Origin of the sequence: Secundilactobacillus silagincola, assembly GCF_002583405.1 — a bacterium.
In the GTDB taxonomy this organism is placed as follows: domain Bacteria; phylum Bacillota; class Bacilli; order Lactobacillales; family Lactobacillaceae; genus Secundilactobacillus; species Secundilactobacillus silagincola.
The window spans coordinates 226,767-250,247 of the sequence record NZ_BCMJ01000003.1 but is presented as its reverse complement, the minus strand read 5'-3'; the positions used below and the strand labels follow the sequence as shown (position 1 = coordinate 250,247).

The 23,481-nt window shown below is 43.8% G+C and carries 23 protein-coding genes; 3 read left to right on the top strand and 20 right to left on the bottom strand.

Annotated elements, in window-relative coordinates:
• Positions 1-8: 8 nt before the first annotated feature.
• On the bottom strand, positions 9-917 hold the full coding sequence (locus tag CES82_RS05140) for a sensor histidine kinase (protein ID WP_098824243.1): 909 nt from the start codon (positions 915-917) through the stop codon (positions 9-11).
• On the bottom strand, positions 914-1,585 hold the full coding sequence (locus CES82_RS05135) for a response regulator transcription factor (protein ID WP_098824242.1): 672 nt from the start codon (positions 1,583-1,585) through the stop codon (positions 914-916). The genes CES82_RS05140 and CES82_RS05135 overlap by 4 nt, the downstream gene beginning before the upstream one ends.
• A gap of 404 nt (positions 1,586-1,989) precedes the next feature.
• Between CES82_RS05135 and CES82_RS05130 the strand changes: the two genes are divergently transcribed.
• Positions 1,990-2,310, top strand: a complete 321-nt coding sequence (locus tag CES82_RS05130) for a hypothetical protein (RefSeq protein WP_225364843.1) — start codon at positions 1,990-1,992, stop codon at positions 2,308-2,310.
• A gap of 121 nt (positions 2,311-2,431) precedes the next feature.
• On the opposite strand, the gene CES82_RS05125 is transcribed toward CES82_RS05130, so the two are convergent.
• The 10 genes from CES82_RS05125 to CES82_RS05085 all read right to left on the bottom strand — a co-directional run bounded on the left by CES82_RS05125 (position 2,432) and on the right by CES82_RS05085 (position 12,159).
• Positions 2,432-2,842 (bottom strand): MerR family transcriptional regulator, encoded by a 411-nt coding sequence (locus CES82_RS05125; RefSeq protein WP_098824240.1) that lies wholly within the window; start codon positions 2,840-2,842, stop codon positions 2,432-2,434.
• Positions 2,843-2,853: 11 nt separating this feature from the next.
• Positions 2,854-4,179 (bottom strand): MFS transporter, encoded by a 1,326-nt coding sequence (locus CES82_RS05120; protein WP_098824239.1) that lies wholly within the window; start codon positions 4,177-4,179, stop codon positions 2,854-2,856.
• 191 nt (positions 4,180-4,370) lie between these two features.
• On the bottom strand, positions 4,371-5,411 hold the full coding sequence (locus CES82_RS05115) for a zinc-dependent alcohol dehydrogenase family protein (protein ID WP_098824238.1): 1,041 nt from the start codon (positions 5,409-5,411) through the stop codon (positions 4,371-4,373).
• Positions 5,412-5,425: 14 nt separating this feature from the next.
• Positions 5,426-6,076, bottom strand: a complete 651-nt coding sequence (locus CES82_RS05110) for an NAD(P)H-binding protein (protein ID WP_098824237.1) — start codon at positions 6,074-6,076, stop codon at positions 5,426-5,428.
• 49 nt (positions 6,077-6,125) lie between these two features.
• The gene (locus CES82_RS12765) at positions 6,126-6,260 is read right to left on the bottom strand and encodes a hypothetical protein (protein ID WP_263850120.1); all 135 of its coding nucleotides are present in this window, start codon (positions 6,258-6,260) and stop codon (positions 6,126-6,128) included.
• A 417-nt stretch (positions 6,261-6,677) separates the two neighbouring features.
• Positions 6,678-7,403, bottom strand: a complete 726-nt coding sequence (locus tag CES82_RS05105; RefSeq protein WP_098824236.1) for an SDR family NAD(P)-dependent oxidoreductase — start codon at positions 7,401-7,403, stop codon at positions 6,678-6,680.
• A gap of 143 nt (positions 7,404-7,546) precedes the next feature.
• Positions 7,547-8,647, bottom strand: a complete 1,101-nt coding sequence (locus tag CES82_RS05100; protein WP_098824235.1) for an NADH-dependent flavin oxidoreductase — start codon at positions 8,645-8,647, stop codon at positions 7,547-7,549.
• 223 nt (positions 8,648-8,870) lie between these two features.
• Positions 8,871-10,565, bottom strand: coding sequence for an oleate hydratase (locus CES82_RS05095; RefSeq protein ID WP_098824234.1), 1,695 nt, complete (start codon positions 10,563-10,565; stop codon positions 8,871-8,873).
• Between the two features lie 147 nt (positions 10,566-10,712).
• A complete protein-coding gene (locus tag CES82_RS05090; protein WP_098824233.1) occupies positions 10,713-11,579 on the bottom strand; it encodes a DegV family protein in 867 nt (288 codons plus the stop codon).
• 139 nt (positions 11,580-11,718) lie between these two features.
• Positions 11,719-12,159 carry a MarR family winged helix-turn-helix transcriptional regulator gene (locus CES82_RS05085; RefSeq protein WP_225364842.1) on the bottom strand — a complete coding sequence of 147 codons (441 nt, stop codon included), beginning with the start codon at positions 12,157-12,159 and terminating at the stop codon, positions 11,719-11,721.
• Positions 12,160-12,318: 159 nt separating this feature from the next.
• Between CES82_RS05085 and CES82_RS05080 the strand changes: the two genes are divergently transcribed.
• The gene (locus CES82_RS05080; RefSeq protein ID WP_098824231.1) at positions 12,319-14,034 is read left to right on the top strand and encodes an NFACT RNA binding domain-containing protein; all 1,716 of its coding nucleotides are present in this window, start codon (positions 12,319-12,321) and stop codon (positions 14,032-14,034) included.
• A gap of 68 nt (positions 14,035-14,102) precedes the next feature.
• On the opposite strand, the gene CES82_RS05075 is transcribed toward CES82_RS05080, so the two are convergent.
• The 7 genes from CES82_RS05075 to CES82_RS12465 all read right to left on the bottom strand — a co-directional run bounded on the left by CES82_RS05075 (position 14,103) and on the right by CES82_RS12465 (position 21,927).
• The gene (locus CES82_RS05075; RefSeq protein WP_098824230.1) at positions 14,103-16,607 is read right to left on the bottom strand and encodes a carbamoyl phosphate synthase preATP-grasp domain-containing protein; all 2,505 of its coding nucleotides are present in this window, start codon (positions 16,605-16,607) and stop codon (positions 14,103-14,105) included.
• A gap of 4 nt (positions 16,608-16,611) precedes the next feature.
• On the bottom strand, positions 16,612-17,682 hold the full coding sequence (locus CES82_RS05070; protein WP_098824229.1) for a carbamoyl phosphate synthase small subunit: 1,071 nt from the start codon (positions 17,680-17,682) through the stop codon (positions 16,612-16,614).
• Between the two features lie 28 nt (positions 17,683-17,710).
• Positions 17,711-18,247 (bottom strand): bifunctional pyr operon transcriptional regulator/uracil phosphoribosyltransferase PyrR, encoded by a 537-nt coding sequence (gene pyrR / locus CES82_RS05065; protein WP_098824228.1) that lies wholly within the window; start codon positions 18,245-18,247, stop codon positions 17,711-17,713.
• A 96-nt stretch (positions 18,248-18,343) separates the two neighbouring features.
• Entirely contained in the window at positions 18,344-19,255 is a 912-nt protein-coding gene (locus tag CES82_RS05060; RefSeq protein ID WP_098824227.1) for an RluA family pseudouridine synthase, read from the bottom strand.
• Complete coding sequence (gene lspA / locus CES82_RS05055) at positions 19,248-19,712, bottom strand: signal peptidase II (RefSeq protein WP_098824226.1); 465 nt, start codon at positions 19,710-19,712, stop codon at positions 19,248-19,250. The genes CES82_RS05060 and lspA overlap by 8 nt, the downstream gene beginning before the upstream one ends.
• Before the next feature lie 135 nt (positions 19,713-19,847).
• Positions 19,848-21,506, bottom strand: coding sequence for a formate--tetrahydrofolate ligase (locus CES82_RS05050; RefSeq protein ID WP_098824225.1), 1,659 nt, complete (start codon positions 21,504-21,506; stop codon positions 19,848-19,850).
• A 16-nt stretch (positions 21,507-21,522) separates the two neighbouring features.
• Positions 21,523-21,927: an EbsA family protein gene (locus CES82_RS12465; RefSeq protein ID WP_225364850.1), complete on the bottom strand. Its 405-nt coding sequence runs from the start codon at positions 21,925-21,927 to the stop codon at positions 21,523-21,525.
• Positions 21,928-21,961: 34 nt separating this feature from the next.
• On the opposite strand from CES82_RS12465, the gene CES82_RS05040 reads away from it, so the two are divergent.
• A complete protein-coding gene (locus CES82_RS05040) occupies positions 21,962-22,360 on the top strand; it encodes a ribonuclease HI family protein (protein WP_098824223.1) in 399 nt (132 codons plus the stop codon).
• Here CES82_RS05040 and CES82_RS05035 read toward each other — a convergent pair.
• The gene (locus tag CES82_RS05035; RefSeq protein WP_098824222.1) at positions 22,357-23,469 is read right to left on the bottom strand and encodes an NAD(P)/FAD-dependent oxidoreductase; all 1,113 of its coding nucleotides are present in this window, start codon (positions 23,467-23,469) and stop codon (positions 22,357-22,359) included. The genes CES82_RS05040 and CES82_RS05035 overlap by 4 nt on opposite strands.
• Positions 23,470-23,481: the final 12 nt, after the last annotated feature.

Sequence of the window (23,481 nt, the reverse complement as noted above, 5' to 3'; positions counted from 1 at the left end):
GCCTTGCTTTAGGCCTCATCCTTTTTTGCGTCCGTCAACTTAAACGTTATTTGAATCTGAAATTGTAGATTCTTGGTATTCAAGCTAACTTGACCGCCCTGCATCCGTGTTAGTTCCGCAATAATGTACAGCCCTAACCCAGCGTTTTGCTCACGATGAGACAGGTCTTCTGTGTAAAACCGATCCAACAGCCGGTCAAAGTTCTTGATAGGCGTGATTAACTGATTTGTTGCTGTCAGCTGAACCCCTTGATTAATTTGTTTGAGTTCGATGGTTGCTTTTTGATAGCCATGATCCAAAATATTACCTAAAATATTCTGTAAGATTCGAGTGGTTGCTTCCTCGTCCAATTGCCACATAATGTTGGGCTTAATCTTTAAATCCGTTATAATTTGTTTTTGCTGCAATGCATCGTAGTAATTCAGACAAGTCTGTGTCAGCAGCTTTGACAGATTTAACTGCTTGGGAATAATCGTGATCTGATTTTCTAGTAGTCGGTTATATAGTAATAGCAGATTAAGGTGTTTCGATAATGTCTGCAGGTTTTGATTCAACTTGCTGACCTGCTGGTGTTCAGTTTCAGGTAAATTTTCGTTTGTTAATAACAACTGCGAATACCCACTAGCAACTGTCAGTGGCGTTCGTAGGTCGTGTGAAATATTATGAATCGCCAGGTCTAACTGCTGTTTGGTTTGCACCGACTGCTGATGAGTGGCTTGCTGTTTGGCAATCAACTGATTGATTTGCTGAGTCAGTGCCACGATCACTGGATTACGGGTTTTGACTTTTAATTGTTGATTCGTGGTGTGCTGATTAATGAATGTTAACTGGTTGATTAAAGCCCGTAGATCCATCATCATTAACCAGAAATAAGCTAAAACAGCCACTATCAAGATAATCATCGCTATTAGTATCATGCTAACCGCACCCCAATTCCCCAGATGGTCTCAATATAGGTATGCTCTGAGTCTAATTTTGCTAACTTATTTCGTAAATTACTGAGGTGAACATTGATCGTATTTTCATCCCCTAAATAAGGCGTCTGCCAAACTTGTTCATAGAGTTGTTCTCGAGTAAAAATTTGTTGCGGGTTCATAAATAGTAATTTTAAGATTTCACATTCCTTTTTCTTCAGTGAACAGCTGGCAGTGCCACGTTTCACCATGAACTCATGTGGGTACAGTGTTAACTGCTGGTAAGTAAGGGGTTGTTCATCAGTGATATCAGTCCCTGTTGGCCGTAGCTGTACCATAATCCGAGCTTTCAATACATTGATATCAAAGGGTTTCGTTACATAGTCGTTGGCGCCTGCCACCAATAGATCGGCGATATCACTGGCTTCATCTAATGCCGTCAACATGATGATAGGCACTTGGGAAGTCTGACGAATGATTTGCAGCACCTCATCCCCGCTTTTTCCAGGTAGCAAGCGGTCTAACAGAATCAACGATACGGGATACTTCTCAAATAGCATCAAGCCCTCAGTACCTGAATACGCACTCACAACTTGGTATTCAGCTGACAGCATACTGGTTAAGAGTCCTTGCATGTCGTCGCTATCTTCAACAATCAGAATGGTTTTCATGGTGCTCACCTCCACTTCTTAACTTAAGCTTATGGCTTGAGGTTTGCGGAAACAAGGATTAACTGTTAAATTCCATCATAAAGTCTTGGCAAGAATAACGTAAATTCCCGCCATACCGCGGATGCAAGAAACGCTGTCGTGCTGTAACGACTGCTTGCTAGTATAATAGCATTAATGAATGAATAATAGAGGTGAGGATGAGCATGTTAAAAGATAAGTTAAAGGCACAACGCAAATCATTGGGTTTAACTCAGTAGCAAGCAGCCGAATTACTCAACGTCACCCGCCAAGCCATTTCAAACTGGGAAAACGGCAATAATTATCCGGACATACCAACCCTCATTAAAATCAGTGAGTTGTACCATATTTCACTGGACACTCTACTAAAGGGGGATCAAGATCTGATGACAAAATTTCAGGCAGATTCACAGGATTTACACTATTTAAGAATGGTTCGATATCGGTTTGGGATTATAGGTTCTTACCTATTCGTTCATTTTGGTCATCATTCGAAATGGGGCAAAGGTAATTTTATTTTTTGGCTGTTTACACTCACGTTTGCAGTATACATGAATCTCATGTTATTTGTTTTGCAGCTTGCAATTAGCTACATCTTTGACCATAATCTGTCTGTTAATTATCTCTCTGAACTGTTTATCGCTACTTTTACTCTGGGGTTAAGCCCTGTCTACGGTTGGTGGGCACAGGACTTTTTAAAGAAGTAAATCCATTTGTGGTTTCGATTGTGTTAAAAGAGCCATAGCAGACATAACTGCTATGGCCCTTGATGTATTTATCTAGCACAACTTTCTGATCCGGCAAACACTTAAATTTGCCATTTGGTGATTATTTACCGGCTTTTGAGTCATGTTCTTTTTCAATCTGGCGTAACTCTTCTTCAGTAGTCGCCATGTGATCATCATAGTGATCCAACTTGTAATGCAAATGGTCAATGGCTACTTGAATATCGTCCCGCCTTTCTTCCATTTCAGTCAGTTGTTCTTGCAGCAAATCAATTTGCTCCTTGGTGTTATCTTCCTGGGCATCGAATAACTGAATATAGCGTCGAAGATTTTCAATCGACATCCCTGCTGAGCGCATTTGTCGAGCAAATTTGATCCGTCTTATAATCCGCGCGTCAATGTCACGGTTACCAGTATCAGTCCTATCAATCGGTGGGATGAGACCCTCTTTTTCGTAGTAACGAATTGCTGCGGATGAGACTCCAGTTTTTTCACTCGCTTCTTTAATGTTCATTTTAAATCCTCCTATTTCTTTGTAAAGGCAATATTGATCGTTGAGAGCAACGCAACCACCATGAAGGCAAACATAATCATCAGTGAATGGTTATAAGAAATGACGGGATTGTTGATGCTTGCTGTCAACATCGTGATAACCGATAGCCCAGCGGAACTACCGATCTGGTGTACCGTGTTGACGACTCCGGAAGCTGATCCGGCAATTTCTGGATCTGTGTTTGCTACCCCGGAGACAGTCAGGGTGCTTAATGCGAACCCCTGTCCGATTCCAATAATGACCATCGGAATCGCAATAGCTAGTAGGTACCCACTTTGAACCTTCATAATGGCGGCCATTAATAATCCAATGGTGGTGATCAATGTTCCAGCAATCATAATTTGCGTATTTGAGAAACGCGCGTTCAAACGCGAGACCAGCGTGGCAAAGATAAATTGAGGTACCGTTTCTGGCAAGAATCCCAGTGCGGCTAGCAACGGTGTAAAGTGATAAACATTTTGCATGGCCTGCGGTGTTAAGAAGAAGTACGAAATCATGGCGCCGAGAAAGAAGAATCGCGCCAGATAAGCACTACTGCGCTCGCGGTCTTTGAAAAGCTTGAGCGGCATTAATGGTTCGACAGCTCGTTGTTCTTGCCAGATGAAGGCCAGCATCAAAACAACGCCAATCACTAACGTTGGCACTGGATAAGTGGCGCCATTAATACTGTAAATAATAGCCACAATTCCGAGAACTGACAAGATAGCACCCAACCAATCGATTTTACCATTGGATGGTTCGCTTTTCGGCACGAACTTAATGGTTAAGATGGCCATTAAAATACCGATGGGAACGTTTAGTAAGAAACCAATTCGCCAGGAAAGATAACTGGCAATTAAACCGCCAATGACGAGACCAAAACTAGCGCCCAGACCACCAGTTGCACCATAATACACAATGGCATGGGTTCGCATCACGCCGTTATAGCTGTCCATTAGTAGTGCTAATGTTGTTGGTGCTAAAATTGCGGAACCGGTACCTTGTAGAGCTCGCATGGCAATTAACATTGCACCGTTGACTGATAGACCAACCAGTAATGAGCCGATACTAAAAATTACGAGGCCAACCAAGAAAACCTTCCGTCGACCAAAAACATCACCAGCACGTCCACCAAGCAGTAATAAACCGCCAAAAGTTAACGCATACGCGTTAGTAACCCAAGAGAGCGTTGGGGCATCCAAAGATAAGTCAGCAGCCATTTTGACCGTGCTGGTAAAAACGATTGAGTTATCCAAAAGAATCATAAAATAACTGATTAAAATAATTGGCAATACAATGCCAAATCTTGCTTGTTTCATTAATTAAACCTGTGCTTTCATCATTTTATTTGTTAAGTACAAAAAATGATGTTAGACCCTTGAAGTAACTTCAAGGCAAGCATAATTTGCAAAAAATTTAAATAAATTGAGTCGTTAAAGCTTCCAACTTCGTATTATATTAAAACCGGCAAATTTATCATCTGCCGGTTACATGTTTCTACTATCTAGCTTTACTCGCTCACGATGACTAGTGATTTAATGGCTTCACGGTGATCCATGGCCTCATACGCAGATTGAATGTCATCCAATGAGAAGCGTTTTGTGAAGACCTTGCCTGGGTGAATGTCACCCTTTAAAACAGCATCCAATAATACTTCTCGGTCGTAAGTCGTGACAGCAGCGATGCCACCACGTAAACCGATGTTGTGCCAGAACAATTGGTTAGTATTCATGTCTGATTTTTGTGGTACACCAACGCGACCCACAACCGCACCTGGACGGCCTACTTTAACCGCCGTATCAACAGATTGTTCAGTTCCAACACATTCCAGCACGGCATCCACACCAGCACCATTGGTCAGATCCATCACTTTAGCAACGGCCTCATCACCACGCTCCGCAACAATATCAGTAGCACCAAATTCACGTGCCAGCTTTTGACGATCTTCATGTCGGCTCATGGCAATGATCCGTGTAGCACCATGTAACCTAGCTGCAATCACACCACATAGACCAACCGCACCGTCGCCCATTACCACCACCGTGTCGTTGGGCTTAACTTCAGCCATGTGAGCAGCGTGGTAACCAGTTGCCATGACGTCCGCTAAGGTCAATAAATCGTTGAGTTGTTCATCTGTGTAATCGGAAGGTTGACCCGGGATTTTTACCAAGGCCCATTGTGCGTTCTTAAACCGTAGATATTCGCTTTGGTAACCGACAACTTCTGTATCAGTCCGATTAGTGCAATCCCCATCAAAGCCTGCTAAACAAGCCGCACAATGTCCACAACCATGAGAAAATGGTGCGATAACAAAGTCCCCAGGCTTCACACTGGTGACTTCTGAGCCCACTGATTCAACCACGCCGATTGCTTCGTGCCCAACTGGGGTATTGTGGTCTCGGTTGGAAATACCACGGTACCACCAAAGATCTGAACCGCATACGCAGGCACGAACAATTCTAAGTACCGCGTCCGTTGGATTCTTGACAACTGGTTTATCTAATTCATAAATTCTGACTTTGCCGGGTTCTTCAAAGACTGCTGTTTTCATGTTGAATTCTCCTTTTAGTAGACTGGTCGGGTGGATCCTTCAGTATCTGGGTCGGCTAAGCCTAAGCTATCCTTGTTGCCATATGTCGGATCGGCAACCATCTTTAAAACAAGATCAGCAATACTTTGCCGGGATGCAGAAACACCAACGTAGGGTTCATCTTTGTGAGTCACCGTATACTTAACTTCATCCCGGTCGTTTAACCAGGGAATCCGGATGGTGGTGTAATCCAGACCAGAATCTGCAAGTAGTTTATCGGTACGTTGGGCACCGGCCATATCATTGACCAAGAAGTCCGCGTTCCATTTTCCAAATTCGCCGGGAACTTCGTTGTAAATGCCCAAGAAATTAGACGAGATGACGCGTGAAACACCATTATTATTCATTGCAGAAATGACATTTTGGGTCCACAAATTATTGTTTGAATGATCCACTACCGCCACAAATACCATGTCTTGTCCAGCCATGGCTTGATTAACTGCTTTGGCATCATCTAGACTGCCATCGATTAATGTGACACGAGGATTGCTGGCTAAATCGTCTAAACGTTCTGGATTGCGTAAAAATAACGTTACTTCAACATCGCTAAATTGGTCCTCATTTAAAATTCGTTGTTCTACAAGCTGCGCGATACGCCCGTTTGCTGCTAAAATTAATAATTTCATGTTTCTTAACTTCCTTTCAGTTGCAATGATATCCCTTTAACGCGCACGATTACGCGCGATTGATACCTAAACTGTCATGGGAATTGGACATCAGTATGAGTTCATCAGTCGTGTAATCGAGAAAATACCACCGAGTTACTCGACCCACTGAGCCAGTGGCACCAATGATAAGAACTTTTACCATATCTGATTTCTCCATTTCCGAAATGATTACCCTTAGTCTATTACCTTCAAGTTACTGCAAGGCAAGTAAATTTTAAATTATTTTTGGTAAATTCCCTTTTGGGCTGTTTTTAAACTGGTACCAAAATCTGTTCAGTGGTTACTGGGTCACGGTGGTCAAACTACTTTGGTCACGTTTAAGGGTCCAGAATTTTACCAGTTATCGCCTACATTTCGACTGATTTTCTGGGTCAAAAAAGCGTTTCAAGATAATCTTAATTGACTTCTTGAAACGCTGTTATAGAAATATAGGACATTTTTTTGTTGGTGCGGAGATATTGATCCCCTATGGTATGGTGGTTTTTGTGGTTTGGTTAGTAGGTTAAAGTAACTTTTCACTAGTTAGCCAAACAACCACTACTTACCTATCCCCAACACATTAATGTCCCACGATGACCTTTTTAACCAACTTCAAGCCACCAAAACGCACCATTATTTTGCCCTGATGATTATGATGGTCCAGAATTAATTTAACTACCGAACCTGCCCCGTCTTCTACTGAGCGCATGAAACGGTTGTCCATATGATGATTCAAATCAGTGGTAACTCCGCCTGGTACGGCACCAAAAATTTCCACTGGAATATGTTGAGACTTAAAACTGTCGCCAAACATCTTGGTCATTTGGTTAAGTGCTGACTTGCTGACGCAGTACGCAAACGGATGAAAGAACCGGTTACCTGTCGCTGGAATAGTCATATTAACGATTCGACCATGATTTTTCTGTAGAATCGGTGTAAATGACTTGATCAGTTCAAAGTTACCCGTTACATTCACATCTAAAGTTGCCTGTAGATCTGTTGTTTTTGTCTCAAGTGGTTCAGCTTCCATGTCACCGGGAATACCCGCGTTGTTAACTAATACTTTGAGTTCCGGATGAACGTTAGCAATTTTATCCGCCGCAACATGGATGGTTTCTAAATCGTTAAGGTCAATCATCACTAACTCCACCGTCACACCAACAGCCTGTAATTTATTAACGGCAGCTAATCCCCGCTCCTTATTCCGGGCACCTAATAGAATCGTCCAGCCTTTTTGTCCCAGCTGACGTGCAATCTCAAAACCGATACCCTTATTTGCGCCAGTAATCAATACAGTTTCTGACATTATTAGCCCCTTCTTTACGAAAAATGATAGTAACTATAGTTTACCATGAATCGTCGAGAAACATATAGACCAATGGACTAAAAAAGACCAATTCAAAGTGAATTAATCTTCATTCGGATAAACTAGTTTTCATAAACGCTGATCTACTGGTATCTCTGAACTAAAAATTGATATAGCGGGTGGTTAAACGGCATGTACTGAATAGCATCCGTAAAATCGCCAGTAACCATATCTGCATCCTGCCCTGCCTCTAATTTTTGAACCCAAGTTGGGTCGAACAACAGTTGCTGACCCACTGCCGCAAATTCAGCATTCTTCAACAAAGTTTCAACGTCATGGCGAGTTCGCACACCACCAACGCCGACTAATGGTTTTTGCCCAGCAATGTGTTGGTGCAAATAAGCCAAAATTGATTGTTGTTTATAGTCATCCGATTGTGCAACACGATCAAATGAATCTAAGGAGACGTGCAGATAATCCAGAGGTGTTTTGACCAGTTGGTCCACTAAGTAAAAGGTATCTTCTAAAGTGATCCCAGGGGTAGTAAATTCTTCTGGCGAGAACCGATAACCCACTACGAATGGCCGATCAGCATATTGCTTCACTGCATTAAAAACACTATCGAGAAGTTGTTTGATAAATGTAAATCTGCCTGTACGATCCCCACCATATTCATCGGTTCGCTGGTTGGACTGCGGTGAGTAGAATTGCTGAATCAAATAAAGGTTAGCACCATGAATTTCCACGCCATCAAAGCCAGCTTCAATTGCCCGTTTAGTGGCAGTTCCAAAGGCGTCAATTGTTTCGTGAATTTCAGTTAACGTCATTTCCCGTGGCGTACTCGTTTTTGGTGACCCGTCACGGTGTTGTGCTGCTACAGCACTGGCAGAAATCGCCTGTTGTCCGTTTAAGGCATCAAAGCGGCTCATCCGTCCAGCATGAAAAATCTGAACAAACGCCTTGGCACCTTGAGCTTTGATTGCACTCGCTAATTTAGTGAGTCCCGGTAAGTCTTCATCGTGAGCAATACTGAGTTCACCAGGCCATCCCTTACCCATGTCGGTCACATTGGCAGCACCCGTGATTACGGCACCAACACCGTGTGCGCGTTCGGCATAGTAATTGATTTCATCAGAAGTAATCGTACCGTCATAGAAACTTTGTAGGGTGGTCATTGGTGGCATTACTAGCCGATTTTTGACCGTAAAGCCAGATTGAAAGGTAAATGGTTCTTGATAATTCATTAACGTTGCCTCCTATGTATATAAAGTCATTATCTTTGTTTAAAATGCTACTAGCAGCTAACTAGGTGGCAATTTTTAATTCTGGTTACGAATAGTAAGCTACTAAATATTTATGTTACGTTGCTGAATCAACAATGTCAACTTACTTGCTAATCGACCAAACCCAAAAAGACCGAATACTTAAATCGCATTCGGTCTTTATAATTAACAGTTACCTGTTATGTTAAGAAAACAGTTTCTTAGTCGCCTTAGCCAGCGTCTTCCAATCTTTGTCGTACCGTGGCGTATGAACCAGCTTACTCATTGGAATACCAGCAAAATGATAAGCAGCAATTTCACCAGAACGTACGGCACTTTGTTCTGTGTAAACCATTTGATACGGCTGCTCAGCAAATTCACCCGTGAAAGCTAAGTTGGTACTGTGTTCAGGAATCACCTCTGGCCGATCTGTTTTAGCCCGGTTATTGAACAATGCTGAAGCATACGGCATGTAAACCGGAATACAGTTGATGATGCTATCCATGATGTCGGCCTTTTTGTCCATAATATTACCGGGACCAGGATCAACTTTGGAGAGCTGACCAATGAGTTCTGTAGCCATTTCCTTACCGGTCATTTTAACGTAAGGTTTGTCCACAAACTCACCGTATCGTCGTGGATACAAGAAGTACCCCCAGATCACTGATTCGTTCGGTTTTTGAGTGGTGAAATGCGGTTGATGGTGCACCACGATTGACATGTTAACGTCGTTTTGCCCTAGATCCGTAATGGGCTCAGTTGAGATAAATGAATTTAGCGCGTTACCCGGCACTTGAGTGGTGATTCGGGTAATTTCGTTTAGTAATAAATGATTCTTAGTGGTGAGTGTAAAACTGCTCCACTCACTGGCATTACGGTCCGCAAAGAATTTATCGGGGTTGCCAAGGTTATAGAAGTGTTCCGTTGCCTTTTTCCATAGCCCTGAGGCAGCGCCATAGTCCATGTTTTCACTAGCAGGCGTATTGAAATCGCCCATGGTAGCAGAATCCGTAATGGACCCGTTGGTGAAAATGACAGCGGTTTGTTCATCCACATCGACCGTTTCCTCTTCGCCGGTTTCTGTATTGGTCATCACCAGTCCAGTAACGGTAATTTCGTCTTGCAACGGCGTTTGTTTGAAGCGCCAATCCGTCACACGACGATTTAACACAAAAGTACAACTCTGATCTTTCAGATAATTGATCAGTGGCAGCATGATACTTTCGTACTGGTTATAACGTGTCCGGTTAACGCCCACTAAATGCTCGATTTGCGTAAATTCGTAAATCATTTGGTGCATGTAACGGCGTAGTTCTTGAGCAGAACTTTGAATTCGAAACGCAAAGGTGGTTTCCCACATGTACCAGAAGTTAGTTTGGAACATGTGCGGATCATCTTGAAAGTATTCGGCGATGGTGACGTTGTCCAGCCGCTCTTCCTGATCATCTGGCATTAAAATGAGTTTAGTCAACAGTGAACGGTCTTGGTTATTCAGGCCAAGCTTGCTACCGTTGACAATGCCCTTACCGCCCTGTAACAGGCGGGCTCTATCAAACGTTCGGTGATGAGCATCGAATTCTCTCGTATCAGCTGCAGCCGTCATCCCAGTTTCGGTACCTGATGGGATACGACTTAACAGATCCATTAAGTCGACGTAGGTACGGTAGTTGAGCATCCGTCCACCACGGGCAACGTAACCTTCATGATTTTCGGTAGGATGATTCTTATTCCAGTAATCATCTTTAGCGTACTTGACCTCATCACCGTCATTTGAACCATGGTCATCAATCGAATAAAACGTAATTTGATCACCGGACCAATGTGCCTCTTGAATTAAGTACACCGCACTTGCCATATTGGCTAAGCCCGCACCGATCATCACTGCTTTTGTTTTCACCATGCCAAAACCTCCTTGAACTTTATTTCTTATTCTTCCCCATTATAAAGCGCTTCCACTAAATACAAAACCTTTCTGACATGATTACAGAAAAAAGGCCCCGCAAAAACTGACGGGGTCGTAAAAACATATCGAATTATAATAGCAAAATTAAGCTTTATCAGTATCGATGAGCCAAGCTAAGGCTAAGGCTTTTTCTCCTAAGTGTGTCCCGATTACAGGACCAAAGTAACTGCGCTCGATGGGAATCTCTGGAAACTTGTTCTTGATCTGTTTCTGCCAGTTATCGCCACCCTCAGGATCGTTGCCATCAATAATAATGGCACGTAACGGATAATCGGCAGCTGCAACTGCTTCAGCAAACAAATCTTCCACTCGTAGCAACGCTTTTTTCCGTGAGCGAACTTTTTCAAAGGCCACGATTTCGTGACTTTCATCGTCAAAGGTTAATAGTGGCTTGATTTTAAGTAAGCTGCCAACAAACCCGGATGCGTTAGACAACCGACCGCCCCGAACAAGATTTTGCAGATCATCAACCACAAAAATTTCGTCGATGGTTGCCCGAACGGCATCTAAACGTGAAACGATTTCATCAACCGTTTTACCAGCGGCGGCGAGTTTCGACGCTTCAATCGCCAAATACCCCATGAGTTTCACGGTAATCTGCGAGTCGTAAACGACGACGTGAGTGTTTGTTAAGTTTTCGTTAACCTGTCTCAGTGAATTAACAAAGCCAGAGATTGTGCTGGCTAAGTGAATACTGATAATCGTATCGTAGCCTTCATCACCCAGTTGCTGGTACAACTGAATCATTTCACCCAGCGGTGGTTGTGACGTACTTGGAAAGGATTTCGAGGATCGTAGTTTATCCCAGAATTCTTCGGTGCTAATATCCACACCTTCATTGTAGGAACGGCCGTCAATGATCACTGGGATCGGAACGACGTGTATGTGATAGCGCTCAATGTCTTCTTGTGACAAATAGCTGGTACTATCAGTGACGACAGCTATTTTCATTGTAAACACCCGTTTCTTTTATCGATTTAACTTACCTGTCGTTTAAGTCTGGGATTAATTGTAACGAATCCGCGAAGTGAAAGCAAGCACAGACGAAAACGTAACGATTGTTTAAAGATTTCAACAGTCGTTACGAACCTTACTTCGAGTTTTCTTCTAAAATGCTGTCTGCGCGATCAATACTACGACTCAGCCGATTTAGCATGATTTTCATCATCTGCTGTTCATCTTCAGGCCAGTAATGAAAGACAGCGTCGATCAACGCATCGTAATCCGCATTAACGTGTTGTAGAGTATCACGCCCCATCGCTGTAAGTGCGTATTCCAGCTGCCGGCGATCCTTACCTACCGCCGTTTTAGAAACCAGCTCCTTAGTACTGAGATTTTTTAACTGTCGGCTTAATGTTGACGTGTCCAATTGTAAAGCTTCCGCCATGGCATCTTGAGTGATTACCTGACTTTCGATTTGGCGTAAGAGTCGCCATTCGGCAATGGTAACGTGGTAGTGCTTCGTAATTTTGGCCGTTTGTGCCTGCAACGATTTGGCAGCTAAACTTAAGTTATCTAAGATTCCTTCCAAGGTACGACTCCCCTTTCGCTGTGATTTACTTGTATTATACATCTTTTTTGCTAAAAAGCCTCTTATTTAGGCCATAATTTACAACCAATCTGCTTTACTAAGGGTGTAAACACCGTTATACTAGTATCCGTGTGAATAACGAACGAAGGAAGTGAGACCATGTCATTTGATGGTGCATTCACCCACGCAATGGTTGGCGAATTAAGCCGACAGCTTGTTGGCGGTCGTGTCTCTAAGATCAACCAGCCGTATAATAATGAGGTGATCTTAACCGTTCGGGCAAACCGTAAGAGTTTACCGTTATTGTTATCAGCAAACCCAACTTTTGCCCGAATTCAAATTACCGATATACCCTATGTTAATCCAGTAACACCTACCAACTTTACCATGATGATGCGTAAGTACTTGAGTGGTGCAATTCTAACCGGGGTCAGCCAGGCAGCTAACGACCGCGTGGTTCACTTGGACTTTACTAGTCGAAATGAACTGGGCGATCAAGTTACCCTGCGTTTAATTATTGAAATTATGGCCCGGCACAGTAATGTCATCTTGATTGACCTTGCTACGAGTACTATTTTGGATACGATCAAACACGTTGGTTCAGACCAGAACCGGTACCGAACATTACTGCCAGGTGGTCACTACATTAATCCGCCTGCACAGGATTTAATCGATCCCTTTCAACCGGATGCGGCTCACGCAGTTGAAAGCTTAGTCCGCGATTATCCTAATGAAGATGTCTTGACCCAAGAATTACGTCACACTTATCAAGGACTTGGTCAGGATACTGGTTTAGGATTAGCCAAAGCCTTACATCAAGCAGGTGACCCTGTTGACAATTTTACGGCCTTCTTTAAGCGATTCGATGATCCGGAGCCGGTTCTGGTGACTAATGATAAGGGCAAGACTGGCTTCAACGCCTTCCCTTATGGTCAAGAACACGTCACCAGCAAGAACTTTGATAGTTTAAGTGCCATGTTAGACTTTTACTATCAAGACCGGGCTGAACGTGATCGAGTCCAGCAGCAAGGCAGTACTTTGATTCACGTGGTCCGCAACGAACTCAAGAAAAACCGAACCAAGCTCAAGAAACTTCAATCAACTTTGAAATCAGCCGATGACGCGGATGAGTATCGAATCAAAGGTGAACTACTGACCACATACCTGACTAAAGTGACCCGTGGAATGACTAGTATTACCCTGCCGAATTTCTACAATGACGAAAAGCCACTGAAAATTGCCTTATCCAACCAAATCAGTCCTTCACAAAACGCCCAGAAGTATTTTAAGAAGTACAATAAATTAAAGGCTTCTGTCAGTTATGTCAACGACCAAATGGCGAAGACCAATGCTGAGATCGATTACCTGGATAACATCAGCTCACAAATTGAACTTGCAGCCCCAAAGGATTTAGCCGATATTAAAGCTGAATTGCAGCAGGGCGGCTATTTACGAGATCATGAGCACAATCAACGCAGTGGTAAAAAGAAACGGCGTCAAGTCTCTAAACCAGAAGTTTTTGCAGCCAGTGATGGCACCAAAATTGAGGTCGGCAAAAACAACCTGCAAAATGAGAAACTGACACTGCATAGCGCGGCTAAAACCGATATCTGGTTGCACGTTAAAAACATGCCAGGTTCTCACGTGATCATCCACGATGCAGACCCCTCGGACCAAACCTTACTTGAAGCGGCTAACATTGCCGCCTATTATTCCAAGGCGCGACAGTCTAGCTCGGTGCCAGTTGACTATGTTCAAGTGAAGAAGATTCGTAAACCAAACGGTACCAAGCCGGGTTACGTTATTTATGAAGGTCAAAAGACCCTCTTTGTCACCCCAGACAGGGAATTTGTTGAAAAATTAAGTACGCAGTAGCCATTTCCGTGTACATTAAAAGCCATGTTTTCAGTTTTGACTGGAAGCATGGCTTTTTGAATTCAATTTTACAACGTTTCAAAACTAATTCGGGCACCCACTTCTTGCGTTGTAAGGCCCAACTGATCTGGTAATTGCAGTTGTTTAAACGGAAATGTGCCCCGTACCTGCGAACGGCGATCAGAGTGAATATCCACGTCTAACTGCGCAATTAAATCTTCATTGATTTCTCCCAGTGCTTGGCGTACCAGCATGCGAATCCAATTAATGCCAGTGACCTTATTTAAGTACGCAATTGTGGTTAGCCGAGTTGGCCGGACACCCGCAAAACGCGGTGATTGTTTGCCATTAGTTGTATATAGCATTTGAACCATTCCAGTCCGCTTATGGTGTCCAAGATAGTCCTTGGCATGTACAAGAATCTCATTTAATTGGGCATCCGTTAATGTTGCTGGAGACCGCATCAACGTAATTTGATCTAACGTCGTAGCGATGCCTTGATCTGAACGTAAATCACTGACCAGAATGGGAACGATATGCCCTTCAGTCACAAATAAATCAAGGCCAATATTAGCATGATTGGTCAACAGCTCACTACGTTTTTCTTGATCCGGCGGCAAAATTGAAATCGAGTAATGTCGTCGCCGTAATTCTCGGGTCAAATAGTGCCGGTTGCCGGGCACGAAAATTTTCACGGGATGCTCAATGGCAATCACATTCATGATGTCCCCCAATTGTACCGGGTCAATGATCTGTTTATCACTGAGCGTTGCCGTTAGTGACCCGGCGTTGGGATTGGTATTCATGATGACGGTTTGATAGCCAGACTTCCGTAACTGTTTGAGCATTTCAGTCGTGAAATAATCGGCTGAGGCATTTGGCCCCAACTGATTACCGCCACGCCCTAGGACCAAGATTGTTTTGTCAGAAAGCTGCTGACTTTCATTCTCAAGCTCAAAGGTACTGTAATACGTTGTTGGTGAGTTCAGCAATTCACCAGCTGATGGTTCAACGCCTTTGTACGTTGGTGAAATGTGGTTATCATGCCCTAACTGACGGACAGTTTCAATGTCTGCCTGCCACATCTTCGCAATCATCCCGTCACCGAAGCCGTAGTATCGCCCCTCATGAAGGGCTTCAACGTCCATCGGGTGGGTCCTAATCATGGTTTCGATGGCAAGAATATGCTTTAATTTAACAAAATAAAATTGATCGATCTTGGTGAGTTCACTCAGTTCATCTACTTGGTAACCGCGCCGCAAAGCTTCTAGTAAGACTAAAATTCTGCTGGATAGCGGGTGAATCAACTGTGAAATAATTTGCGAGTCGGTTAAGTTACTCATTGACGGTAATTCATCTTGCGGACTGAACTGTGACGATCGGAGGGCTTTCAGAATTGCTTCTTCGGTACTCCTACCGATACCAATAGTTGACCCCACTGACTTCATCACCGTGCCTAAGTGTCGATCGGCATTTTTAACGTCTTCAAACGGCCAAAGCGGAATCCTGACTACCACATGATCCAAGCTGGGTTCCAGTAGCGCTGTTTGTTTAAAATGATAAATGTCGGGTAGATGAACATCGGTTAATTTTTGGTTCAAATATAAATTAGCGGCGACATACGCGATTGGATATCCCGTCGCTGCAGCTACCAGTGAAGTGCCACGGTCATTATAAGGCGTTACTTTAGTCACGTAAAAACGCTCACCATCTGCACGTAAGGCAAAGTGAGTATGCACAACTCCTGTAAATTGAAACTGATTATTAATGGCAAAAGCCGTGTCGCGCAGCATTTCGTATTCAGTATTGCTTAACGTCAAAGTCGGTGTAACGACCATTGAATCACCAGAGTGAATACCAATGGGATCAATGTTTTCGAGACCGGCGATTAACACTTGCGTACCCATGATGTCCCGCATGGACACTAATTCAATTTCTTTATAACCAACGATACTTTGCTCGATGACACACTGTTTGAAACGTGACCAAGTAAACCCTCGTGAAACAGCACTGAGCATGTCGCTTTCGTTTTCGCACAGTATTCGGTTGGTATCGATTCGCGGTGCAATCGGTTTGACGATCACCGGGTAACCAATATCATTCGCCACATTGATGGCTTCGTCTAAGGTACCCACGGTTTCTGAAGCAATGACTGGGACGCCAACGTTGCGCATGACCCCGTTGAGCCGATCAGGATTATTGATGTCCATCATGGCGTCTGCGGGAATGCCCAAAGTTTTCACGTTATTATCGGTCAACACACCATTTTCTTGTAACTCTTGAATCACACTGATAGCGGTGACGCCACCAGTAGTAGCCAAGATGGCATCAGGGTGTTCTTTTTCGATAATTCGCTGAACGTTATCAGCCGTTACCGCTTGAATGAACATATTAGTTGGCTGGACGTCTTCCAGCGCCGCAGAAAACGGATTATTGTCGATTAACAATGAACGAATGCCCTGTTTCTTAAACGCTTGAATGATTTGGACACAAGCAGCATCTAATTCGGTTTCATGGCCAATTTCTGTTGGACCGCCACCGATTATAAGTATTTTTTGAATTTCAGTATCCATCTCATCACTTCCGAGTTCCCATGATTTCAATAAATTCATCGAATAAGTCCACTGAATCGTTAGGACCAGGGGCACCATCAGGGAAAAATTGGACCGAAAATGCTGGATAATCTCGGTGCCGAAGTCCTTGAATGGAACCGTCAATTAAATCCAGATAAGTTGTAATCAAACGATCACGATTAACTGAATCCGGGTCCACAACGTATTCTTGACTCTCCATAGCATAAATAATTTCATTAGTAATAATTTTACGAATTGGGTGATTAGCCCCATGATGAGACAATTTTAGTTTGGTAATTTCAGAACCATTCGCTAACGCAAATAATTCGTGACCAAGTCCAATTGCGAATAACGGAATCCGTTCTTGAATTGTTCGAATCATGTCCAAAACACTCTCTGGGAGATCCAGCGGTGAACCAGGTCCCGTTGAAAGTAAAACGCCATCAGGATCCAGGTTAATCACATCTTGCGCACTGGCATCCCAAGGTAAGACGGTGACGTTGCAGTCGCGCTTAGATAATTGCCGTAAAATGCCATGTTTGAGACCAAAATCAATCACAACCACGTTATAACCTTGATTGGGGTTGGGGTATGGCCGCGGCGTTGCAACTTGAGCAACTTGCTGATTGGTCAGCACAGTGGCATGTAGTTGATCAAAGGCGTGATCATCAGCCACGTCCACAATACTACCTTTAATGGTCCCAGTTTGATTAATTTGCCGAATTAAATGCCGGGTATCAATGCCGCTAATGCCAGGAATATTGTGCTGTTTTAAAAATTGATCCAGAGACAATGAACGTTGGCGATTTTTGGAAATATCAGTGACATCTCTGACCACCATTCCTTTGGCGGTTGGTAAGATCGATTCATAGGCATCGTGAGCGATTCCAATACTGCCGACAATCGGCTGAGAAAAAACAATAATCTGATTGTGGTAGATCTGGTTCGTGACGATTTCTTGATAGCCCAACATACTGGTATTAAAGACAATTTCGCCAGTGGTCGTTGCTCCCGCACCAAAGCCTTGGCCTGGGTAGACCGAACCATCTTCCAATATTAAAAAACGTTGTGCCATTTACATCATTCCAATCTTGATTACTGTACTACCGTTCAATGATTTCGACACTGTCATGGCCGTCGATTTCACTGACAGAGACTTTGATCCGTTCTTGCTGTGAACTTGGAATGTTTTTGCCAACAAAATCGGCACGAATGGGCAGTTCACGGTGACCACGATCAACTAAAACGGCTAAATTAATCTGTTTAGGACGTCCCAGGTCCATAATGGCACTCATAGCAGCACGGATGGTCCGACCGGTATATAGCACATCATCGACGAGAATCACTTTTTTATCCGTCACGGGAAAATCAATCTTAGATACGGTTACCTGAGGATCAGTTTCTTGGCTATCATGCTCAATATCATCACGATATTGCGTCACATCTAACTCACCCACTGGGACGCTAGCATTCTCTAACTGTTTTAGGCGACTGGCAATCCGTTGTGCTAAATAGACCCCACGCGTTTTAATGCCCAGGATCACTAAACCATCGATTCCTTTATTGTGTTCAATAATTTCGTAAGTAATTCGTGTCAGTGCACGCTGCATTGCCATTGCATCTACAACTACTTTTGCCATAAGTGGCCTCCTATTTTTTAAAGTCTGGTTATCTCAAAAATCCTATAATAACTTTACAATATGCTGGAATAAATTGACTTGCAAGCGATTTTATCTCTAATGGGGCGTCTGTTCTCGGAGCCGATTGATCACCCGTTGGAAGTCATCTGGAAGCGGTGCTTCAAACACCAGCTGTTTGCCGGTAACTGGGTGCCTAAACCCCAATTTTTTGGCGTGCAGAAATTGACCGGAACCAGCAATCGTTTTCCGAGGGCCATAAAGTGGATCCCCAGCTAAGGGATGGCCAATCGATTTCATGTGTACCCGAATCTGATGCGTGCGCCCCGTCTCTAACCAGCAAGAAATCAACGTATAGTTCAAATAACGTTCTAACACCTGATAGTGGGTCACAGCATGACGGCCATCCGCTACAATCGCTTGACGCTTACGATCTTTTGGCGAACGGCCAATTGGCGCGTCAATCACGCCCTTATCCTGTTTGATAACACCGTGAACCAGCGCGATATACTCCCGTAGGTTGGTTTTATTTTTCAACTGAGCGGCTAAAGACCGGTGCGCGTTATCATTTTTAGCCACCATCAGTAGACCAGACGTATCTTTATCAATCCGGTGTACAATACCGGGTCGGTAAGTGCCGTTGATGGTTGACAATGGCGAATGGTATAACAACGCATTGACTAGTGTGTGATCAGGATGCCCAGGTGACGGATGGACCACCATTCCAGCGGGTTTATTGACCACAATCACATCATCATCTTCATAAACGATGTCCAGTGGAATGTTTTCCGGTTCCAAATCAAGTGCAACAGGGTCTGGAATCGTCACCTCTATTTGATCACCAGGTTGAACCTTATACTTCGGCTTTTCCACCTTTTGATTCACCAAAACACGCTCGTCATCAATTGCTTGTTTGAGCTGTGATCGACTTTCATCTGGCATCATGTCACTAACAACCTTATCCAATCGACCGACTTGATCTGTAATCACTAACTGTACTGTTCTAGGCATTTGGTGTCCCCACTTTATCTTCCATAAACAAAATTACCATGATCCAGATGACACCAATGGTCAAACAGCTATCAGCAAAATTAAAAATGGGAAAATTAACGAAATCAAGTTGGAACATATCAACCACGAAGCCGTTGACGAGACGATCGTAAAAATTACCTAATGTGCCGGCAATCATAAAGGCCAAGCCAATTTCATACCGCCAGTTAGTGCGATAGCGGACTAAAAACCAGATCATGACCGCTAACGCAACAACTGAAATAATCAGGAAAAACCACTGTTGACCAGCCAGCATACTCCAAGCAGCCCCGTTATTTCGGATGTACGTTAACGAGAGAATCCCTGGCAGAACGGTATGCGTACCGCCCAGTGCAATCGTTGCCACAACAAAATGTTTGATCCATTGGTCAATGAAAAATAATAAGATGATAAATGCTGTAATTAGCCCAATTAACACGTTGGCAACTTCCTTTACTTTAAAATGTATAAATTCATCTGCGCCAAAATAGCAGCTGTTCGTTTAAGTAACTTCCATTATATCAAAAAAGCGGCTGATAAACGTCATTGTTATCAATCCGCTTGAGTTGATTTTTTAAAACAGACCTGTAATCTTGCCATCTGCATCAATATCCATGTTCAAAGCGGCCGGATGTTTTGGCAGTCCTGGCATGGTTAATACGTTGCCAGTCATCGCCACGATGAACCCGGCACCTAATTTAGGAACGAATTCCCGGACATGAATCGTAAAGTCCGTTGGTGCACCAAGGGCTTTAGCGTTGTCCGATAAGGAATACTGGGTTTTGGCCATGCAGACTGGTAATTTATCCCAGCCATACTTTGCAAATCGCCGTAACTGACGTTTAGCTTTGGCTTCCAGTTCAACGTCCTTCCCACCATATATTTTTTGAACGATAGTGGTCATCTTGGCAACCACATCGTCATCTTGCTGATACAGTGAGTTAAAATGACTGGTTTCATTGGTTGCATCAACAACAGCGTCCGCAAGTTCAAGTGCACCGCCACCGCCATTTGCCCAAACCGTCGTGTCATATGCTGGGACGTGGAGTTCATCTTTAATGTAACCAAGTAACTGATCGATCTCCGCATCCGTATCAGAAGTAAAGCGGTTCACTGCAACAATCACTGGCACACCGTACTGCTGCATGCTTGCCACGTGTCGTTTCAGGTTTGCAGAACCAGCAGCTAAGGCTTCCAAATTCTCGGTTTCAAGATCATTCTTGTTAACCCCGCCGTTGTATTTCAACGCCCGGACGGTAGCAACAATGACCACTGCATCCGGTGTTTTGCCTAATACAGGCGTTTTGATATCCATAAACTTTTCGCCACCAAGATCAGCACCGAAACCAGCTTCAGTCACAACATAATCAGCCAGCTTCAAAGCCGTTTGGGTAGCTAGAACTGAGTTGCAGCCATGAGCAATATTGGCGAATGGACCGCCGTGAATAATTGCTGGTGTGTGTTCCAAGGTTTGGACGAGGTTAGGTTTAATGGCATCTTTTAACAGTAATGTGATGGCACCGCCAACTTTTAAATCAGCTACTGTGACGGGTTCTTTATCATAAGTATAACCAATCACGATACGATTGATTCGTGACTTTAAATCTGCGAGATCTTTACTCAAACAAAGAATAGCCATGAGTTCGCTGGCAACGGTAATGTCAAAACCATCCTGGCGCGGAACACCAGAAGTCCGGCCACCAAGACCAATCACAGTTTGACGCAGTGCGCGGTCGTTAATGTCTAATACCCGCTTCCAAATCACCTGGCGCGGATCAATATTTAATTCATTGCCTTGCTGAATATGGTTATCAATCAGGGCAGCTAAGGTATCATGGGCCTCGGTCAAGGCATGCATGTCACCCGTAAAGTGGAGGTTGATGTCTTCCATTGGAATCACTTGAGCGTAGCCCCCGCCAGTCGCACCACCTTTCATGCCCATGACTGGGCCTAAGGATGGTTCTCGCAATGCAATGGCGGCCTTTTTACCGCGACGTCTAAGGGCGTCACCCAACCCGACCGTTACCGTCGATTTGCCTTCACCAGCTGGCGTTGGGTTGATGGAAGTAACTAAGACCAGTTTGGAATTTTTGGCGTCACCTTTAACGGGTAATTTGATTTTTGCTTTTGAGGCACCATAAGGTTCAATCTGATCAGCAGAAAGTCCTAATTCAGCGGCAATTTCTGTAATTGGGTTCTCTTTTGCAGCTTGTGAAATTTCAATATCATTCAATTAAACAACCTCCAATTTATTTGAGTGCTTCTTCTTTGGTTTCACCAATGATATTACTCAATTCAATGATAGAATTCAATGGCATGATAAACGAATAAATCTTACCACCGTAGATAAAACCTAAACGGTACTTTGAAACGTGAAGTTCCTGAACATCCTTTAACCGAATGTGAACCCAGTTACGATTGATCACCCGGCTAACCCTGATGATACCATTATCCAAATAAATATGGCGATAATGAATTTGTGCCCAAGTCAACACCAGAAAAATAATTCCTAGTAGATAGGCGATCCATTGCAGTTTGGCCGAAACCTCTAACCCAACGATCAGGGCAAGAAAGAGAAGGCAAAATGTCCAGCTCCACAGAATAATACTGCTTAATGGCGCAGGTTGATATAAAAATTTTCGCTTTTGATTTATGATAGAACTACCTCATTTCGAAAGGTTTGATACCATGTATACGTTATACACAGATGCAGCAACCAACAACGATACCCAGCACAGTGCAGCTGGTATCCTGATCGTACACGCGGGCGAGCAACAGCAATTACGTACCAGTTTGCCTGACAGCGACAATCACCATGCCGAATTTCACGCAGCCCTAGCTGGATTCGAAGCGTTGCTGAAGCTTCTAAACGGGGAGGCCCAAACCGCCACCGTTCAATATTTTACTGATTCTAAAATTGTTGCCGACAGCGTTGAAAAGCGCTATGCAAAACATTACCAAGACTTGGTTGATCAACTACTAGCTAAGCAGTCAGCGTTTAACCTCGTTATCACTCAATGGGTGCCAGAAAAACAAAACCAAGGCGCTCACAATCTTGCCCAGCAAGCGTTGCACGAAAATGATTAGCTTAAATAATTGGTTAACGGTTTTTCATAATTTGACCAGTCAGGTGTGCCACCATAAATTAAGGTACCAGCTAATAAGCGACCTATAAGCGGACCGGTCGTTAATCCTGAGGCACCTAAACCACTTGCCACAAGCATTTGCGGGTAGGCCTTCAGGCGACCGAAAAACGGGGCAAAATCTGGCGTATAGGCTCGGGTACCCACTTTGGTGCGCGTAATATTATCCTGAGTTAGATAGTTGGCAAATTGTGTTGCGCTACTCAGTAAATCTTGGGTAGCTTCGGGGGTTACCGTTAGATTAAAACCAGCTTCATCATCATGAGTTGCCCCAACAATTAGCTTGCCGTGACCAAACGGAATGAAGTCCCGTTCACCTTCTGGCATCAGTACGGGCATGTTTTCTTGTGATTCATAATCGGGTACAGATAATTCGATCAACTGCCCCTTCTGTGGTCGAACCGCTACCTTGATCCCCAATGGTTCAACGAGTTCGTTCAACCAAGGACCAACTGCGATAATGACGTTGTCAAACCGTTGCGGGCCGGTTGGAGAAAGCAGATGACCTTGATGATCAAAAGTCACTTGTTGATGCTTTACGGTCAAATTGACTTGCTGAGCTTGCGCCAGTAATTCACTAACCAAAGCCTCACCATCAATTCGTGCGCCACCGCTAACGTAAATACCTGGCTGCGGATTGGTCAATAACGGTATGCACGCTTTAACTTCTTCAGCTGTTAAGCGTTCTATTTCACCCATATCAGGTGCTTCTTCATGACGTTTCTGTGCTAACACGTACAAATCATGAAGGTCCTTCTCGTTGGTTCTGGTAATGATGGTGCCAGTTTGCTGATAAATATCCGTTGAAAGGTTCGCGCGCCTTGCCAACGTCATTAAAGTCGTCGCACCATCTTTTGCTAACTGATACCACTGTTGATTTCTTCGTTTTGACAACCAGGGTGAGATGATGCCTGCTGCGGCCTTTGTCGCTTGACCGGCACCCTCGTCAAATAAGGTCACATCGATTTGGCTGCCTCCAGGTAAACTACTAAGATAGTATGCGGCACTTGCACCAACGATACCACCACCGATAATTGCAACTTTCTTGTTCATGCTCCAAACCAC

Bases quoted from the DNA above. Each gene is read 5' to 3' on its own strand.
- CES82_RS05140 (WP_098824243.1), bottom strand. From the start codon at position 917: ATGATACTAATAGCGATGATTATCTTGATAGTGGCTGTTTTAGCTTAT.
- CES82_RS05135 (WP_098824242.1), bottom strand. From the start codon at position 1,585: ATGAAAACCATTCTGATTGTTGAAGATAGCGACGACATGCAAGGACTC.
- CES82_RS05130 (WP_225364843.1), top strand. From the start codon at position 1,990: ATGACAAAATTTCAGGCAGATTCACAGGATTTACACTATTTAAGAATG.
- CES82_RS05125 (WP_098824240.1), bottom strand. From the start codon at position 2,842: ATGAACATTAAAGAAGCGAGTGAAAAAACTGGAGTCTCATCCGCAGCA.
- CES82_RS05120 (WP_098824239.1), bottom strand. From the start codon at position 4,179: ATGAAACAAGCAAGATTTGGCATTGTATTGCCAATTATTTTAATCAGT.
- CES82_RS05115 (WP_098824238.1), bottom strand. From the start codon at position 5,411: ATGAAAACAGCAGTCTTTGAAGAACCCGGCAAAGTCAGAATTTATGAA.
- CES82_RS05110 (WP_098824237.1), bottom strand. From the start codon at position 6,076: ATGAAATTATTAATTTTAGCAGCAAACGGGCGTATCGCGCAGCTTGTA.
- CES82_RS12765 (WP_263850120.1), bottom strand. From the start codon at position 6,260: ATGGTAAAAGTTCTTATCATTGGTGCCACTGGCTCAGTGGGTCGAGTA.
- CES82_RS05105 (WP_098824236.1), bottom strand. From the start codon at position 7,403: ATGTCAGAAACTGTATTGATTACTGGCGCAAATAAGGGTATCGGTTTT.
- CES82_RS05100 (WP_098824235.1), bottom strand. From the start codon at position 8,647: ATGAATTATCAAGAACCATTTACCTTTCAATCTGGCTTTACGGTCAAA.
- CES82_RS05095 (WP_098824234.1), bottom strand. From the start codon at position 10,565: ATGGTGAAAACAAAAGCAGTGATGATCGGTGCGGGCTTAGCCAATATG.
- CES82_RS05090 (WP_098824233.1), bottom strand. From the start codon at position 11,579: ATGAAAATAGCTGTCGTCACTGATAGTACCAGCTATTTGTCACAAGAA.
- CES82_RS05080 (WP_098824231.1), top strand. From the start codon at position 12,319: ATGTCATTTGATGGTGCATTCACCCACGCAATGGTTGGCGAATTAAGC.
- CES82_RS05075 (WP_098824230.1), bottom strand. From the start codon at position 16,607: ATGGATACTGAAATTCAAAAAATACTTATAATCGGTGGCGGTCCAACA.
- CES82_RS05070 (WP_098824229.1), bottom strand. From the start codon at position 17,682: ATGGCACAACGTTTTTTAATATTGGAAGATGGTTCGGTCTACCCAGGC.
- pyrR (WP_098824228.1), bottom strand. From the start codon at position 18,247: ATGGCAAAAGTAGTTGTAGATGCAATGGCAATGCAGCGTGCACTGACA.
- CES82_RS05060 (WP_098824227.1), bottom strand. From the start codon at position 19,255: ATGCCTAGAACAGTACAGTTAGTGATTACAGATCAAGTCGGTCGATTG.
- CES82_RS05040 (WP_098824223.1), top strand. From the start codon at position 21,962: ATGTATACGTTATACACAGATGCAGCAACCAACAACGATACCCAGCAC.
- CES82_RS05035 (WP_098824222.1), bottom strand. From the start codon at position 23,469: ATGAACAAGAAAGTTGCAATTATCGGTGGTGGTATCGTTGGTGCAAGT.